10 protein-coding genes are annotated in these 17,645 nt (G+C 41.6%); 3 read left to right on the top strand and 7 right to left on the bottom strand.

Annotated elements, in window-relative coordinates; translation table 11 throughout:
• Window positions 1-90: 90 nt before the first annotated feature.
• From HMPREF2983_RS14020 to HMPREF2983_RS08490, 3 genes are read right to left on the bottom strand one after another with little or no spacing between them, the layout of a single operon-like run.
• Window positions 91-240: a hypothetical protein gene (locus HMPREF2983_RS14020; protein WP_004371006.1), complete on the bottom strand. Its 150-nt coding sequence runs from the start codon at window positions 238-240 to the stop codon at window positions 91-93.
• Between the two features lie 5 nt (window positions 241-245).
• On the bottom strand, window positions 246-1,145 hold the full coding sequence (locus HMPREF2983_RS08495) for an RluA family pseudouridine synthase (protein WP_070667724.1): 900 nt from the start codon (window positions 1,143-1,145) through the stop codon (window positions 246-248).
• On the bottom strand, window positions 1,142-2,635 hold the full coding sequence (locus HMPREF2983_RS08490; protein ID WP_070667723.1) for a glycoside hydrolase family 10-like protein: 1,494 nt from the start codon (window positions 2,633-2,635) through the stop codon (window positions 1,142-1,144). The genes HMPREF2983_RS08495 and HMPREF2983_RS08490 overlap by 4 nt, the downstream gene beginning before the upstream one ends.
• A 125-nt stretch (window positions 2,636-2,760) precedes the next feature.
• Between HMPREF2983_RS08490 and HMPREF2983_RS08485 the strand changes: the two genes are divergently transcribed.
• The 3 genes from HMPREF2983_RS08485 to HMPREF2983_RS08475 are packed head-to-tail and all read left to right on the top strand — an operon-like array spanning window position 2,761 to window position 10,822.
• The gene (locus HMPREF2983_RS08485; protein ID WP_070667722.1) at window positions 2,761-4,824 is read left to right on the top strand and encodes a DUF5686 family protein; all 2,064 of its coding nucleotides are present in this window, start codon (window positions 2,761-2,763) and stop codon (window positions 4,822-4,824) included.
• The gene (locus HMPREF2983_RS08480) at window positions 4,824-8,051 is read left to right on the top strand and encodes a UvrD-helicase domain-containing protein (RefSeq protein ID WP_070667721.1); all 3,228 of its coding nucleotides are present in this window, start codon (window positions 4,824-4,826) and stop codon (window positions 8,049-8,051) included. The genes HMPREF2983_RS08485 and HMPREF2983_RS08480 overlap by 1 nt, the downstream gene beginning before the upstream one ends.
• Complete coding sequence (locus tag HMPREF2983_RS08475; RefSeq protein ID WP_070667734.1) at window positions 8,051-10,822, top strand: PD-(D/E)XK nuclease family protein; 2,772 nt, start codon at window positions 8,051-8,053, stop codon at window positions 10,820-10,822. Before HMPREF2983_RS08480 ends, HMPREF2983_RS08475 begins: the two co-directional genes overlap by 1 nt.
• A gap of 522 nt (window positions 10,823-11,344) precedes the next feature.
• Here HMPREF2983_RS08475 and HMPREF2983_RS08470 read toward each other — a convergent pair.
• From HMPREF2983_RS08470 to HMPREF2983_RS08455, 4 genes are read right to left on the bottom strand one after another with little or no spacing between them, the layout of a single operon-like run.
• Entirely contained in the window at window positions 11,345-12,694 is a 1,350-nt protein-coding gene (locus HMPREF2983_RS08470; RefSeq protein WP_070667720.1) for a class I adenylate-forming enzyme family protein, read from the bottom strand.
• A complete protein-coding gene (locus HMPREF2983_RS08465) occupies window positions 12,684-12,914 on the bottom strand; it encodes a phosphopantetheine-binding protein (protein WP_018920742.1) in 231 nt (76 codons plus the stop codon). Before HMPREF2983_RS08465 ends, HMPREF2983_RS08470 begins: the two co-directional genes overlap by 11 nt.
• A gap of 39 nt (window positions 12,915-12,953) precedes the next feature.
• Entirely contained in the window at window positions 12,954-16,478 is a 3,525-nt protein-coding gene (locus tag HMPREF2983_RS08460; RefSeq protein WP_070667719.1) for an MMPL family transporter, read from the bottom strand.
• Window position 16,479: 1 nt separating this feature from the next.
• Window positions 16,480-17,604: a 1-acyl-sn-glycerol-3-phosphate acyltransferase gene (locus tag HMPREF2983_RS08455; protein ID WP_070667718.1), complete on the bottom strand. Its 1,125-nt coding sequence runs from the start codon at window positions 17,602-17,604 to the stop codon at window positions 16,480-16,482.
• Window positions 17,605-17,645: the final 41 nt, after the last annotated feature.

The following is a 17,645-nucleotide window of genomic DNA, read 5'->3' as shown; positions in this document are numbered from 1 at the left end:
ATTTGGTAGTTGAAACTACCAAGTGTTAAAAACAAGCCGTAATCTTTACAAAAGAGAAGTGCAGAAAGCGATGCTTTCAAACCGCATCTGCTACCTTCCCATGGAATAGAGCCATGCTACAAGCGCTATGACTACCACGGCAACAAGAAGCTTGAAAAGACAACTGGTCACTTTCTTCACAATGATAACACCTGTAACAACGGCCAACAATATGAGGACATAAAATAAGAAATTATTCATGATTTTTATTTAATGATTTTATGGAAAGATGCAGGAATTGGAGTTTCGAACGTCATGGGAACATGTGTTATGGGATGATAGAAACACAGCACATAAGCATGCAGACAGAGACGTCCTATCGGATCATCGCCGTTTCCATACTTGGTGTCCCCACAAACAGGGTGCCCCATATCGGCCGAATGCACACGGATTTGGTTCTTACGGCCTGTTTCCAACTTATATTCTACTAAGGAATAATTGTCGTTTCGGTTGAGAACATGGAAATGGGTCACGGCATATTTGCCGCCATTGTCCACAGGAGAGGAATAAGTGATATAGGCTTTGTTGTCCTTCAGCCAATTGGCTATCGTACCTTCTCTTTGTTCCATCTCGCCCGAAACAACCGCAACATAGCGACGGTCGAATACAATGTGATGCCAATCACGCTCCAACAGCAATTCAGTCTCCTTGTCCTTGGCATAGAGCATCAGTCCACTCGTTTCCCGGTCAAGTCGATGTACCACGTGAGCCATGCACTTCTGACGTGACTTCTTGAAGTAATCATCCAACACAGCCTTTACATTCAGCGATGAATGTCCGGCTGCCATAGACAATATTCCAATATTCTTTTCAACGACCACCAAGTGCCTGTCCTCATAGACTATCTTCACATAGCGACTCTTGAAGATGTCATTATTACGCTTTGTCTTACTGAGTGCGATTTTCGTTCCGACTGAAACGGGGTAGTCAAATTGCGTGACAACCTTACTGCCTACCCTTATTCCACGTCCTTGGAGCGTCTGTTTAATCTTCGACCTGCTTAGTCCTTTTACGTTTTCAAGCAACCATTCCAAGAGTGTTCCCGCCCGATCGACCACGAAATGGTCGTAATCTCCCGGCTTGTTATAACGGTTATGAGGCTTCATAATTTTACTTTCTTCTTGGCGATTTTACTCTCGTTGCTCATGCGGTCGAGCGAGGTAACAGCATAGACATACTTTGTGCGTCCGTCCTCATAAGGCAACTTATAATAGTTTTTAGCAGTAACAGCAACTATCTTCGATGGATTTTCAATGTTGATGTGTTCTCCTTTTTCAAAACAATAGACTACATATTTCACCGCTTCATCATTCCATTTGCGTGCACGAGGAGCTGTCCAGAAAAGCAGATAGCCGTCACTCGTCCATACGGGTTTCACGTGCTTAGGCTTCTTGGGCGCTTTATCGTCAATGAAAGACATCTTGGGTTGCAAGGCCGGATATTTCCAATAACCGTCACGCATGGCTGCAGCATAGTTGCCGATATTATCACAAAACGACTTCGCATACCACAGAACAGTGCCATTGACATGATTAAGTTCGTTGTGAAGACGGCGCTTAGCTGCCAACTGATGACTATTGGGGTTCTGTGGGTCGGCAAATTTCACGGTGCGTTCCACGTCTTCACCTATGTAAAGAGGACGGTTGCCAGCATGTCTGTTCCACCAACGGATAAGTTCATCATAGTCAGCTGTGGGGTGACCTATCTGCCAATAGAGCTGCGGAACGCAATAGTCTACCCAACCGTTATTGACCCACAGCAGTACATCGGCATAGAGATCATCATAATTCTGCAACCCCTTTGTATTGCTTCCTGCCGGAGAATTACTTCTGTTACGATAGATACCGAACGGTGACACGCCAAACTTCACCCAAGGTTTAACGGCATGAATACTGTCAGAAAGCTGCTTCATGAAAAGATTTACATTGTATCTCCGCCAGTCTCCACGGTCTTTAATGCCATTGTTATAAAGTGAGTACTCACGGTCATCGGCAATTGTCTGGCCGGCAGCAGGGTAAGGATAGAAATAATCATCTATGTGGAAACCGTCTACATCATACCGACGCACAATGTCACTTGCTATCTTACAGATGTATTCGCGGTTCTCCGGCTGGCCCGGATTAAGGATTAACTGGCCATCATATGCAAATACTGAGCCTGGTTTCCTTATAGCTATATGATTAAAAGATAAGTCGTTGGTAGTCTTTGTCTTTGCTCTGAATGGGTTAATCCAAGCGTGAAGTTCCATTCCCCGCTTGTGACACTCGTCTATCATCCATGCCAATGGGTCCCAATAAGGCTGAGGAGCCACGCCTTGCTGACCGGTCAGAAATCGGCTCCAAGGCTCATAAGCACTGGCATATAAAGCGTCACACTCGGGCCTTACCTGGAAAATAACGGCATTGACACCATCTTTCTGCATTTCGTTGAGTTGACTTGTAAGCATCTGTTGCATGCGGTCTTTCCCTAACCCGAGGAATTGACCATTCACACACTGTATCCATGCGCCACGAAACTCACACTTTTTCTGCGCCAGAGACTCATGAATACCTGCTAAAAATAACAAAAGGAACAGTATAAATAACTTGCGATTCATCTTTAATTTATTTTACTTTGGCAAAAATACTAAAAAAAGAAAGAATATAATTCCAAATCCTTAAAAAGATAGATTAATTTGGAGAATTGATGCCTTTTTTATATTTTTGTGACTCATAAAATGTGATGAAAGCACGTTTATCATATATCTCTCCCATGTGTCTTGCAATGACTATTCTGTTGTTGCATTGCTCTTTTCATGCAGATGCGGCAGACAAGCTTCGACCAGATCAAGCTTTATTGGAGCGTGTTTTCGCTTATGCACAGTCTGTTGAGGGCGAAGAAGTGAAGCCGGATACGACTTATGCATATACCAAATATTCTCTTTTCATTCGTAAACGTAATATTACCTTATTGGCAGTACCCACGATGTGGGCGGTTGCACACGGCAGGAAACGACACTATTTAGGTGAAAACTACGAGCGAATAGAAACACAAGGAAGAGATAACTATGACATACAACGCCTCACTCATTTATCAACAATACCCTCAAACCGCAGTAGTCTCACGACCGTATTAAGGTATCTGACACCCCATGTGTACCAACCCACCATTTTTCAGAACGATATCCTCTCCCCATTTCATCTGAAAAATCGACCTTATTACCATTATCAAGTCACGTTTTTATTGAACGGAACTGCGCGCATTAAGTTTCGTCCGCGGGCCGACAACACGCAATTGGTGCGTGGACAAGCGTTAGTCAATTATAGTGACGGACGTATCATCAGCCTGAAATTAGATGGAGAATATGACATGGTCGACTTCTCTTTAGGTCTCTCTTTGGGACAATCCGGAACTAAATCTCTATTACCAACCGACGCAAGACTTTACTGTAAATTCAAATTTCTGGGGAATGTCACCGAGGGAAAGTATCGTACTCTCTATGGATTAAAAGCCGTATTACCTGACAGTGTAGTCAGAGACAGCAGTAACAGTATATCTCTTGTTCGCCCAATTCCTTTGACCGTACAGGAAGAACAACTGTATCAAGATGAACAAAAGGCCCGTGAAGAAAGAGTTTCCATAAGCAAAAACGAACCTGAAAAGAAAAGGAATGCCTGGAAAACAATCTTCTGGGATATCATCGGGAATAATCTTGTCAACAGAATTAAAAGTAATATCGGCAAGAAAAATGAGGGCTATCTGCGCATCAATCCCATTCTGAACCCACTTTATATGGGCTATGACAACAAGCGAGGATTTACCTATAAGTTTGATGTTCGGTTCAACTACATGTTTACTCCGAATATAATGTTGACCACACGTATTAAGTCTGGCTATTCGTTCAAGCAGAAACAACTCTATTTTACCCTGCCAACGATGTTCTGGTATAACAAAAATCATAACGGATATATTGAGTTGGAAGTAGGTAATGGCAATTGGATTGCAAATGGAATAGCTGTAGACTATGCTCGAAAACAAATCGGAGATTCTATCATCAAGAAGTACCCGAGAGCTCATTTTTTCAGGGATAGCTATGCCAAGTTATTAAACAACTATGACTTCAACGCACATTGGGGCTTTCAGGCCGGTGTGATTTTCCACCGAAGAACAGCTGTAGAAAAAGCCGTGTACAGAAAAGCTAACCTTCCGTCACAGTACACTTCCGTTGCTCCGCTCGTTGAATTGCAATGGCGTCCATTAGGTTGGCAAGGGCCATATATAGCACTTGACTATGAAAGAGGCATCAAACATCTGCTTAAGGGAAATATTGACTACGAACGTTGGGAGCTTGATGCACAGTGGAAACTCAAGCTGAGACAACTCAAAAGCCTACAGATGCGTATTGGTACCGGTGGCTATACACTGCAGGATGGGCATACATTCTTCCTTGATTACACGAATTTCCGAGAGAATCATGTACCGGGAGGCTGGAATGATGATTGGAGTGGAGAGTTTGAACTGCTGAATTCTAACAAATATAATGCATCACGTTGGTATGCCCGAGGTAACATAACTTATGAGAGTCCCTTATTGGCCACATCACATTTACCATGGGTTGGTCATTTCATTGAAATGGAACGACTCTATGCAAGCATCCTTTCTTCTAAAGACTGCCGCCCTTATCTTGAATTAGGCTATGGCTTTACAACCCACCTTTTCTCTATGGGCTTGTTCCTTAGTAACGATAGTGGAAAGATAAAAGAATTCGGATGTAAATTTGGTTTTGAACTTTTTAGACATTGGTAATGAACAATTTAACTGTATACAGAGCAAGCGCCGGCTCGGGAAAGACCTTTACCCTTGCCGTGCAATATATCAAACTGTTGGTTGAAAACCCTCATGCCTATCGGCACACCTTAGCTGTAACCTTCACTAACAAGGCCACAGAAGAAATGAAAATGCGAATTCTGAGCCAGCTTTATGGTATCTCAAGAGGACTGAAAGAGAGCAAACCGTATTTGGAAAGCGTCAAACAGCAAACTTCTTTAGATGAAACAACTATCATCAACAATGCAAGCTATGCACTGAGTGAACTTATTCATAATTACAGTTACTTCCGAGTTGAAACCATTGATGCCTTTTTCCAAACGGTATTGAGAAACCTTGCGCGAGAACTTGAACTAACAGCCAACTTGCGTATTGAACTAAACGACCAGCAAGTTGAACAACAAGCTGTGGACCAACTTATTGAGGATTTGAACGATTCCTCCCTCCTACTCTCCTGGATTTTAGACTATATCCATGAGAATATGGACGATGACAAATCATGGAATGTCATTGCCCAAATTAAGCATTTCGGCATGAACATCTTTAAAGATTACTACAAAAAAAACCGCCAAAGGATTAAGGAGATCTTTGAAGAAAAGGATTTTTTCAAACATTATACTGGGCAGTTACGGGCTATCCGCAAACATGCTGATGAACAGATCAAGAAATGTGGAGATGATTTTTTTGAGCTTCTTGATGCCAAAGGGTATTCCGTCAGCGACTTCTCCAATGGAGTCCGCGGAGTATGTGGTTATTTCCTGAAACTCCAATCAGGCAATTATACAGACGACGAAAAGGTCTATAACAAGACAGCTGATGATGCATCGACCGATCCTGCAAAATGGATTATCAAGAAAAAAGCCCATGCAGGCGAACCTATCTACGACCTTGTATGCGACCAACTGATGCCAATGTTGGTTCAATCAGAAAGAATTCGAAGACAACAATGCCGTCTGTACAAGAGTGCCGACCTTACTTTGAGGCATCTTAACCAGTTGAGATTGCTCGACAGTATTGGGGATAAGGTGGAAGAACTGAACCGAGAACTGAACCGGTTTATGCTGAGTGATACCCAGACTTTACTGCGTTCGATGATTGGAGAGAATGATTCTCCTTTTATTTTCGAAAAGATTGGAACTCAATTACGCAATATCATGATTGATGAATTCCAGGATACAAGCACTGTTCAATGGGAAAATTTCAAGGTATTGCTACTTGAAACCATGAGTCACGACAGTAATAATCTCATTGTTGGCGACGTGAAACAGAGCATTTATCGTTGGCGTTCAGGCGATTGGCGACTGCTAAATGACATAGAAAATGAGTTTGGAGCACAAGAGACTAATATCAAACCCCTAAAAATCAATCGCCGTTCTGAAAAGAATATCATCACATTCAACAATGCTTTTTTCGAGAAAGCTGCTCGTCAGGAATATCTCCAATTAAAGGAAGAGGCTGAAAACAACGCTGAACAACTGCAAAAAGCATACGAAGATGTCATACAGGACATTCCTGCAGAAAAGGAAGATTGCGGAACGGTAGAAGTAACATTGCTCCCTAATGACGATGCATACGAAGAGCAGACATTTAAGCTTGTAGCTGATAAAGTGCAGGCCCTCATTGACGCAGGAGTTAAAGAAAACGATATTGCTATCCTGGTAAGATACAACGCAACCATACAAGAGATTGGAGATTATTTCATGCAAAACATGCCCGATGTTCATCTTGTATCGGAAGAAGCCTTCCATCTTGATGCATCACAGGCTGTGAATATTATCATCAGTGGCATGATGGTGCTCAACAATCCCGAAGACGATATCGCCAAAGCCACCCTTACTAAGCTTTACATGAAGTCTATTAAAGACAACAACCTGTTAGACAGTGACATACTATTAAAGAACAATTCCTTGGAAGACTATCTTCCTAAGCAATTCCTTAACCAAAGAGAATATCTGTTGGGGCTATCTTTAATAGATATGGCAGAAGCGCTTTATCATATCTTCGACCTACAAACTCTCACCGGACAAACAGCTTATATATGCACTTTCTACGACAAACTCAATGAGTTTATGCAAGATGATGTCCCTGATTTACACAGCTTTTTAGAGCAATGGACTGATAATATTCATAGCAGTTCCATACAAAGCAGCAGTAATGAAGGCGTATCACTTGTGACTATCCACAAGAGTAAAGGACTGGAATTCGACCATGTCATCGTTCCTTTCTGTGATTGGAAACTTGAAAAAAGCAATACGATATGGTGTAAGCCACAAGAAGAACCGTTCTCTGCTCTGCCGATTGTTCCTATAGATTTCAACAAAAAGCAGATGAAAAACTCTATCTATGAGAATGATTATGCCGATGAACATTTCCAAAATATAGTTGATAATCTCAACCTCCTCTACGTTGCATTCACACGCGCCAGCCGTGGTTTATACATTTATGGGAAAAGAGGCGACAAAGGTAGTGGACGCTCTTGGATTATTGAGAACTGCCTACAAGCTGTCGCAACAGACTTGAATGCCAACTATGAAGATACAGGAAATAAAGAGGAAACTATCTACTTTGCATTTGGAGATGGCCTTTCTATTGCTCCCAATAAAGCCAAAAAGCAATCAGAAAACATATTTAATCAGTCTGCTGAAAACATTGAAATCACCGTAGAAAATTATGAACGCAAGGTAGAATTCAAGCAGAGCAACAAGAGTAAAGACTTTGTAAATGCCGGAATAGAAGAGGATGAAGAAACGCTGAAAAAGAAGAGTTATATTCAGTTAGGCAGCATCATGCACGCCATATTCTCTACTATTAAGACTAAAAAAGACATTGGAACAGCCCTGAGAAATCTTGAAGAAGAAGGCATCCTATATAATAAGGTAATCACACAAGACAAACTTCGCAAGACAATTGCAGAGCGTCTGAACGATCCCAGAGTGTCTTCATGGTTCTCCGAACGGTGGAGTCTTTTCAACGAATGCAGTATTTTGAAAGTCAATCCCCTGACAGATAAAGTCGAAGAACGACGTCCTGACCGCGTCATGACCGACGGAAAAGAGATGATTGTTGTAGACTATAAATTCGGTAGTCCCAAAGAAGAACACAAGGCACAAGTAAAAGAATACATGGACTTGCTGTATGAAATGGGGCATCAGAACATTACGGGATATCTATGGTATCTGTTCTCTAACAAAATTATCAAACTATGATGAAGAGCTTTTTACAATATGTTGCAGAGGATATTCTCCGCAAAAACGGGACTAATCTGTCGCGCATCACAATCGTTTTCCCTAACAAGCGTGCCTCTTTGTTTCTGAATGAAGAATTAGCACGCATGGCTAATCAACCAATCTGGAGCCCAAATTACATCACTATCAGTGAACTTTTCCGTGAACATTCAGACAAAACTGTTGGCGATCAGATAAAACTGATATGCGACCTGCATAAGGTTTTCAATGCATGCACAGGAAGTTGTGAGACGCTTGACCGCTTCTACGGCTGGGGACAGGTGTTATTGACCGACTTTGACGATATAGACAAGAATATGGGAGATGCGCATCAGATATTCACCAACCTAAAGAACATACACGAACTTGACGACGCATCTTATCTTACCGAAGAGCAAAAGGAACTGTTGAAGAAGTTTTTTGGCAATTTCTCTGATGACATTGCATCGAAACTCAAAGAGCGGTTCGTCAACCTTTGGAGCAACTTTGAAGAAATCTATACACGCTTCAAGGAATGCCTTGCACAGCAGGGATTAGCCTATGAGGGTGCACTTTACAGAGAGGTTGTAGAGAAAACAGAAATCGATTTCCAGAACGACAACTACATTTTTGTTGGCTTCAACATGATGCAGATTGTCGAACAGAAACTCTGCGAGCGTTTACAGAAATTAGGAAAAGCGCACTTCTACTGGGATTTTGATGATTACTACATGAAGAATCAGCATGGAATCAAGCACGAGGCAGGCACATATATTCGTCAATATTTGAAGTATTTTCCTAACGAACTTGACATTACCAACAAGCAGATTTACGCTAACTTCGAACAGCCCAAGAACATTACCTATCTCAGTGCTACGACCGAAAACATACAGGTACGCTATATCAGTACATGGCTCAAACAGAACGGACGCATTGATGACGGACGCCACACGGCCATTGTACTGGCCGATGAAAACCTGCTGCCAACAGTCATTCATTGTCTTCCTCCTGAACTGAAACATGTCAATATCACGACGGGGTATCCACTCCAACATGCGCCAATAGCTTCTTTCGTGCGGCTACTCATCAATCTGCATACCATTGGCTATAGCGCCAACAGGCATTCTTTCAGCAAAAAATGGCGTACAATGCTCATGCGACATCCCTACATGAAATACATTGAAAATGAGAAAACCGTATTTGGAAAAGTCCATACTGACGTGGTCTCTATCAACACATGGATTGTTGATATCCTGCAAGAAGTGGGGCATAACTATACTGCAGAGGGCGAAGAAGACCCACTTGTACAGGAGTCTATCTTCAGAATGTACACACTCTTCAATCGTTTGGAGGCACTGATTACAGCAGGAGACCTTGAAGCTGATTTCAACATATACAACAGACTCATTAATCAACTCATCTCTTCTACCTCGGTTCCTTTCCATGGAGAGCCTGTAATAGGCCTTCAAATCATGGGAGTGTTGGAAACTCGCAACCTCGATTTCGACCACATTCTCATTCTCTCATGTAATGAAGGCAATATGCCGAAGGGCGTCAATGACACCTCTTTCATTCCCTACGCCATTAGAAAGGCCTTTGAACTAACAACAATCGACAATAAAGTGGCTATTTATGCCTATTATTTCCACAGTCTTTTACAACGTGCTCAAGACGTAACCCTCGCCTACAACAAGGCTACCAGTAAGACTGCCACTGGCGAAATGAGTCGTTTCATGCTCCAAATGATGGTGGAAAGTCAGCAGAAAATACAATTCAGAAACCTCAATGCACAACAGGTTCCGATGCAAAATATCAAGAAAGCAATCGTCAAGAATCCAAAAGTCATGGAGGTAATCAACAGCATTGAACGCATATCTCCCACTGCCTTGACCACTTACCTACGCTGTCAGATGAGGTTCTACTACCGCTATGTTGCCGGCATCAAAGAACCTGACAACGAAGAAGATGAAATCGACAACCGCATCTTCGGCAACATCTTCCACCGTGCAGCAGAGTTGTTCTATCAGGATAAAAACCACGGAGGTATCATTCATGAAAGTGACATAGAAGATGCGCTGAAAGACAAATCGCTATTGACACGACTCGTAGAAAGAGCCTTCAGAGAAAAGCTTTTTGAAGTAAACGAAACGCGAGACATTAAATATAATGGTCTGCAACTCATCAATCGACAGGTTATTATCGACTATTTGAAAAGACTATTGCAGATTGACCGAAAGCTTACTCCATTCTCCATTCTCGGCTTGGAAGAGTCGGTCGAAAAGGCTTTCGAAATAGACACGCCACAGGGTCCCAAGCAGATTTATCTCTTTGGAAACATCGACCGTATTGACGAAATCCAAGATAACCATGGCGCATTCATACGCGTTGTAGACTACAAGACTGGGAGCAACAATAGTATGAACGTCAAGAATATAGATGACATATTTAATCCTGAAAAGATAGACAACCACACTGATTACTATCTTCAGGCTATTCTCTATTCGCTTATATTGCGCAACGAACATCCACTCAATGCAGCAAACCACCCCGTAAGCCCAGCATTGCTGTTCATCCAGCATGCCACAGGAAAGGATTACGACCCAACATTACAGCTCGACAAGCAGCCGATTACAGATGTAGCCAATTATCAAAGCGAATTTATGGACCAACTCAAAGTGTTGATTGAAGATATTTTCAACCCCGATATTTCGTTCAATCCCACTGAGAAAACAAAGCAATGCCAATATTGCCCATATCGAAATATATGCGGTTGAATGGCATTATCAAACATTTCTCCCAACGTTTTACATTGTTTCCTTTGGAGTTTATGTCGCTTATGCAATCTTGTTGATAAGTCATTCAACCCAAAGAAAACACAATGCTATACGCTTGGCCGGGTCTTTTCTCTCTATCTTTATATACTGCTTCAACATTAGAAGGATACTGATTTGCTGTAAATATTATTGTTTTTGATATCTTGTAGACTAAACTACCAAATAGAAAAAGAAGTGAAAATATAAGGTGTATTCTTCAACTCCAACAACTTCATCACGCAATTCAATTCAGAATGCGTTGTAATTTGATGCAAAACACACCGCCGTTTGAGTCAAAACACGTGATAACTTGACACAGATTGCATGGTGATTCAATAGAGATTACACCGCATTCTCATGTGGACTTACTCCCCTTTTTGTATCAAATATCATAATATACTGACAATCAATATATTGCAATCTAAAAGACTATCTTTAGAAATGTATAATACTTCTCTCCCCTTTCTCTTTTTCAATTCCTTTTTATTTCTTCTTTTTCAACACTTGAATAGATATATTTTCCTGCTGTTTCCCTTGGTAAGTCTTTCTATCAATCTTACCATTGAAGGTTCGATGAATGCTGTCAGTTTCCTCATAAAGAACCGGAATTTTATAGGTTTCGAGTCTTGTTTTGAGAAAAGCGATGAGTTCTTTTCTATCATAATCATGACGAGGAACAACGAAAAGCTTTAAGACATTGCCTATGACAGGATGCGCAGCACAAACGCAAACACAATCTTTCACTGCAGGAAAAGCCAGCACAGCATCTTCAACTTCAGTAGGAGCGACCTTGTATCCACCAATATTTATCGTATCATCACCCCTACCCTGCAATCGCAGGCGACCTTTTTCATCAACATATCCCAAGTCGGCAGTCTTGATAACTCCGTCACGCAGCACCATAGTCGTTGCCTCATCATCATTCCAATAGCCCGACATGAGCGTCTTTCCCTTGCAGGCAACATGCCCGTCTTCGGTGATAAAAAACGAAGAATGCTTCATCGGAAGTCCTAAACAGCCGGCAAGACACTCGTCATCATTATAGTCGTATGTAGAGATAATGCCCGTTTCGGTGGAAGCATAAGTATTATAGAGGCAGCTATGAGGCAGCAGTTCACAGAACAACTTCATATCTGAAGCAGCCATTGGTGCAGCCCCTGTTTCTATAAAATCAATTTTATCCGCACAGGCTTTCAGTTCTTTCTTCCACAATGTTATAAGCATTCGGATTGCCGATGGAACCAAGAATGTCGCCACTTTTGTGGGTGCATCCTCAATAGCATTAAAGAATTTATGGATATCTTTCATTCCTTCAATAATGCAAATGGTGCCCCCCACGTAAATCGTTGGATAAACCTTCGACAGGCTACCTATATGATTTAGCGGCCCATTGATGATAAACGTCAGATCAGAACTAAACCCTTGAGCATGCACAAGGTTCTCTGCATTCGCCCAAATCGCTTGATGACTGATCATCACTGCCTTTGCATTGCCAGTAGTTCCCGTGGTATAAAGAATATCTGCTACCTCATGTGGAGCCGTCTGCTGTGACAACAAGCGGGAATATTCATTATACTTCTGCGCAGGAATATCCTTATGTAAAGGAACGGCAACAGCTCCCGAAAGATGGATTGCAAAGTAAGAGATGAGAAAATCAGCCGTTGAAGTGGCGATCATCGGAATGAGTTGCCCCCTCATTCCCTCCATTGAAGCTGCCTTATCCAAAACCAATTGATACAAGTGGCCATAGGTGTAAGACTCGCCATTGCACAGAAGCGCAAGCTTATCAGGATGAAGTTCGGCGTTCTCACGCAGCTTATCTTCAATCATCATCTTTGTTCAGCTTTCGTTTCACCAATTCAACCAGACTATCAAGTGTCTTAAAGTTTCTTGGCGTTACATCTGAATGGCTCAACTCTATACCATACATTTCAGAGAGAACCATCAAGATTGTCGTTATTCCCAACGAGTCAAGTTCCTGGAAAAGGAATTCTGAATCGAAATCAACTATTGGCAAGATTTCTTCTAACTTTCTGCGAATATCTTCTTTCATATCTATGTTTATTTCCGTTTAATCATATGTAAAATGGAGTTATAAAGAAAAGACTTTTAGGTCGTTATGCCCTTCCTGTTCAACATCCAAACATTCTATTACCTCCAGATTATCGACCAAATTCTTGGCGCAATAAGTCAGTAAAGCCTTTCTGTTTTCATCCGTTTCATAAACCAGCACCTTTGTTTGTTTATGTACCAATGCATAAAGCAAGGCAAACTCACCGTATCCACCGTTCTTAACAAGGACAACAGGAGGTTCATCCATAGAGTCAACGTATTGTGTATAATTATTATTGTTCTTCAGTTTCCTACACACTGCGCGGAAAATCTCCTCACCTTTATAGCGATAACGATCCAAAACAAGAGGCGAATAGTAAGATGCCGTCTCTGTCTGACGGACAATCTGGGCATACTCCTGCTTGTAGAAGTCATGTAGCTGAGACGTAAGTTCTGCATAAGGTGTTTTCCCTTTGTGCTTCATCCGCCCATAAGCCCTTACCGTCATCAGACCAGGGAACACCTGGATGCTATTCCTTGGAAGTACCATATTCAATCCATGAATGATGAACGGCTGAATATCAAGCTGATATCGTTCAGCCAATAAGAACGCACCTTTATGGAAACGGCGAATCGAAGAATGTGCATTGCGTATGCCTTCGGGGAAGATAACAAGACTATAACCATTAGCCACATAGCTCTTGATGAGGTTATCGTCTATGGAGTTCATATCGCACAACGTTATAAAACCATTCCATTTGAATATCTTCCTGATAATGGGATTACAGCTTACTTTCTCATTTGAAACAAGAATTGTCTTTGGACTTAATGCCATGAATATGGCTGCATCGAGCATCGATTGATGATTACTGATGATGATTGAAGACGTTGAGAAAGTCTCATCCGTAATGCCTTCCACAGAAAACTTCACACGCGGAATATGCTTTAAGTCAAACAAGAACAAACGCTGCTGATAACGCCTGATCCACAAACGACGTCTCTCAGAATGGGGCAAAAGTTCCAAAAGAACAATTCCCAACAGATAGACTGTAAACAATTGGATAAAGAATACCAATGCACTGAGTCCCATTACAGCGAGGTTGATAATGGAGATTGGACGTTGTCTGTATTTCCCTGATGACTTCACAAGGAACTTAAAGATCAGTGGAGGGAAAATATAAGCCATTAAAACAACCGAGAGCATTCCCGCTATTGTCACCTCAGCCAAAGAATGCAGTGCCGGGTGGCGAGCCACAATCAGAGTGCCAATACCAATAAACATGATTAAGGCAGAAATGATAATTGAATGCTTGTAAGATGCAAGCATCTTGCGTCGATAAGCATATTCATACATCGAACCTTCTGTCATAAATATGGTGTAGTCATCACCTTGACCAAAAATAAACGTGGCAAGAATGATATTGACAATATTAAACTGCATTCCAAACAAAGACATAATGCCCAATATCCACAACCAGCTCACTGCCATCGGGACAAAAGACAGCAGCACCAACTCAAGACTACCAAAGGATAACCACAAGAAGAAGAACACAATGAAACCGCAGGCCAGGCCTATATAGTTGAAGTCATTTGACAAATGATTGGCTATGGCACTGTTCATGCTTACAATATCAAAGCTGAAACTATCGGTATCAGACAAAGCGTCTTTCACTCTCTTGACATCATTGTCTTTTACAGAAAGCACATTTACAACGCTATACCGTTTGCCGATACTGTCTGTGCTGAGATTACCGGCAAAGAGAGATTTCGTCAGCGGAGAGAAATAAGAAATGGGCTGTAACTGATAAGTCTTGTCTAACAACGCGTAAAAGTCTTCAAAACTCTCTGCAGCAAAACCTTCCGCTTGCATTGAAGAACGCAACGAAGACGTAAGTTTCTCTTTATGGCGATGCAAGAAGTCCTGCCATAGCGCCAGTCTACGCTTTTGTTCTGCTATAGAAACTACAAACTGACTGCAAGAACTGTAATCATGAATCATCTTCGATTTCACCAACTTGTCAAGGTCTGGTTGTAAGCGGAGATTCTTATCCAATGCGCCATTCATTGTTGAGTCGGAAGTCACTGCATAGACCTTTTGGTACTCACCATTAGTGGCCATAGTTCGTTGGAAATAAGCCATATCAGCCTTCTGCTCCTCTGTCATATAGTTGATATTAGACATGTTGGCATCAAACTTTGTCTGAAAACTGAAATAGCCAAAGACCAAAGTCAAAACAACGACTATCGTAACAACAACCGGTTTGTTTTCTAAAGAAACATCACTTATCTTATCTAAAAACGTATGTTTCACTTCCTTGGTTTCCTTAGAAACATGCGGGAGATAAATCAAAACAAAGACTATCGTCCCTATCAATAGGAAAGAACTGAACAAACCTAAGTCTTTCAAAGCTACAGACTGCAACGGAACCAATGCTAAGAACGCACCTACGGTCGTGATATTGCCCACAAGGAGAGGTATCACAATCTCGCGCAAAGCTCTTTTCTTATCAGGCGTGTGAGAGAGATGAGCGATGAAATGCAATGGATAATTAACAGCGATACCCAAGATAACTGAACTTATTCCAATAACGATGATAGAAACACTGTCGTGAAGTAAAGCCAATCCTCCCATAGCGAAGAGCCAGCCCCACGCTATGGATAGGGCTATCAAGAAGATATTACGTAGATTGCGCAGCGTGAAAAGAAGCAGCGCCATGATGAGTATCACGGCTATGGTGACTGACAAAATGCTATCGGACTTTATTTGAGAGGCATTGCCCACAGCAATAACAGGACCGCCGATAATATGGATATCAAGATTTTTATGGTGAGAAATCACCTTCTTACTACATACCTGCAGCAAAGAAATAAGTTTCGTATTATTTTCCGTTTCACTTGCTCCATACGGAGAATTTATCATCACAATGGCTTTCTGCATATCTGGAGAAAAGATATGACCATCATACAACTCATACTTAAGACTCGTATCTGTATGCTGCAGTTTCTGTACGACAGGAGTAAAAAGATTAAGAGGATCACGTTGTATGTTATCAGAAAGCATGCCTCCAGCAGGAAACATAAGCATCTGTTTATCCTGCTGCAACTGTCTTGACATGTAATCGGACGCATTGAGCACACTGTCCATCCGCGCATAATCTTTCTCTGTAAGAAAGTAAGGAATATTGTTATAAACGAAGTCGGTTACCTCAGACAGTTTCTCTAAATCCACCTGCGACACGATATTAGATATCATATGGGCCGTATCGCTTCTCTGTATGTCTTCAACGAAATCATCTATACTCCCCACGATCATCTCCGGGTCGGCCTTAGTTGTGTCACGATATTGGAAAACTGCGAATATCTTGTTGGCTCCTGATATATCCTGATAAACCTTCAATGCATTGTGATGTTCACTGTCAACGGGCAGGAAGTCGGCTATATCCTCCTTATAGTTCAAACGGAGTACCAACATAACCAAGAGTAAAGTCACAACCACGAAAGAAAGCACACAGAGCATTCTATGCGCCTTCATATAATCATATAACCTCTGTATTGTTTCTGTCATCCTATTTATTTTTTACCGGGTTGGAATAGATTCCCAAGAATATATCCATCAGCTTTTCTATATCACAAGTGTCATATTGCTCCAGACGCCTGAGATGATTCATAAATGCGGTTTTCTGTTCCTGCGTGTAACATTCCTGATACTTGGTTGTCCCATAGCGCAGGTCATAGGCAATATAGTTGTTTGGATAAAGCCGATAAGCCGTGTTAATCCTACTGTCTAAAAGCTTAGCCACAGACTTATGATATTCATTGTTGGTCAAGGTTTCGAACTTGGCCAATTCTACATAGGCTATAGGGTCACATAGTTCAAAATGCACCCTGCCTTTATCCTGTATTATTCCCGTGAGAATACTGTTAAGGTCTTCTCCCGGCTTTTTGGTATATTTGGAGAATTGAGACTCATAGAGTTCGAGTGTCTTCAGTATGTCACAAGGTTCCCACTCATAGGAAACTGCCACCGGCACAATATGCAGCTGATCAATCGCTTTTATCTTATCTTCGGGACAAGACATACAGAACATTTTGATGATACCTTGGTCTGTGGCATCATTTCCGTCTTTTGTCCGTCCGTTGCGTTGAGCTATCCAAACAGACTGTCCTTTCTCCGTGATGACATATCGGATATATTCTGACAGATGCTTTGAACTACGATAGAAATCCTTCATGTTATTGCTTGGACGTTCCACCTTAAACATCTTATTGCTTTTCCCAATATCAATTACCAGTTGATTCATCATCAAGTTTGCACCGAACGTTATTTCTGTAGTATCAAAATCTTTAGTCACTAAGAAATACTGAAGTAAACTGGAATCCAACATGATATCACGATGATTGGATACAAAGAGATAATGCTCATCGGGACTCAACTTATCCAAACCGGAACAAGTAAACTCTGAAATACTATGTTCTATCACACGCTGATTGACCATGCGCATGGTTTCAGTCTGGAACTCTTTTACGGTCTTATAGTCAGCAATACGCTGCCGCACCTCTTCAATCGGTTCGTTGGGATAAACATAAGATGCCAAAATCGGAAATGAAGAGCTATTGGCAATGCGTACCATAGCCGCAGGTATTTCCTCAGCATTATAAGGTCTGATGTCGTCAAATTGTTTCTTGTCCATTGTTATTAATTCTGTTTAAGCGTCTATCTTCCCGCTTCCAA

Origin of the sequence: Prevotella sp. HMSC077E09 (assembly GCF_001814685.1) — a bacterium.
GTDB classification, from domain to species: Bacteria; Bacteroidota; Bacteroidia; order Bacteroidales; family Bacteroidaceae; genus Prevotella; species Prevotella oris.
The sequence above is the reverse complement of the archived record's forward strand: the minus strand, read 5'-3'. Positions and strand labels throughout refer to the sequence as shown.

Coding starts and splice junctions, on each gene's coding strand:
- HMPREF2983_RS08495 (WP_070667724.1), bottom strand. CDS start 1,145: ATGAAGCCTCATAACCGTTATAACAAGCCGGGAGATTACGACCATTTC.
- HMPREF2983_RS08455 (WP_070667718.1), bottom strand. CDS start 17,604: ATGGACAAGAAACAATTTGACGACATCAGACCTTATAATGCTGAGGAA.
- HMPREF2983_RS08465 (WP_018920742.1), bottom strand. CDS start 12,914: ATGAAAGAAGATATTCGCAGAAAGTTAGAAGAAATCTTGCCAATAGTT.
- HMPREF2983_RS08460 (WP_070667719.1), bottom strand. CDS start 16,478: ATGACAGAAACAATACAGAGGTTATATGATTATATGAAGGCGCATAGA.
- HMPREF2983_RS08475 (WP_070667734.1), top strand. CDS start 8,051: ATGAAGAGCTTTTTACAATATGTTGCAGAGGATATTCTCCGCAAAAAC.
- HMPREF2983_RS08485 (WP_070667722.1), top strand. CDS start 2,761: ATGAAAGCACGTTTATCATATATCTCTCCCATGTGTCTTGCAATGACT.
- HMPREF2983_RS08480 (WP_070667721.1), top strand. CDS start 4,824: ATGAACAATTTAACTGTATACAGAGCAAGCGCCGGCTCGGGAAAGACC.
- HMPREF2983_RS08470 (WP_070667720.1), bottom strand. CDS start 12,694: ATGATGATTGAAGATAAGCTGCGTGAGAACGCCGAACTTCATCCTGAT.
- HMPREF2983_RS14020 (WP_004371006.1), bottom strand. CDS start 240: ATGAATAATTTCTTATTTTATGTCCTCATATTGTTGGCCGTTGTTACA.
- HMPREF2983_RS08490 (WP_070667723.1), bottom strand. CDS start 2,635: ATGAATCGCAAGTTATTTATACTGTTCCTTTTGTTATTTTTAGCAGGT.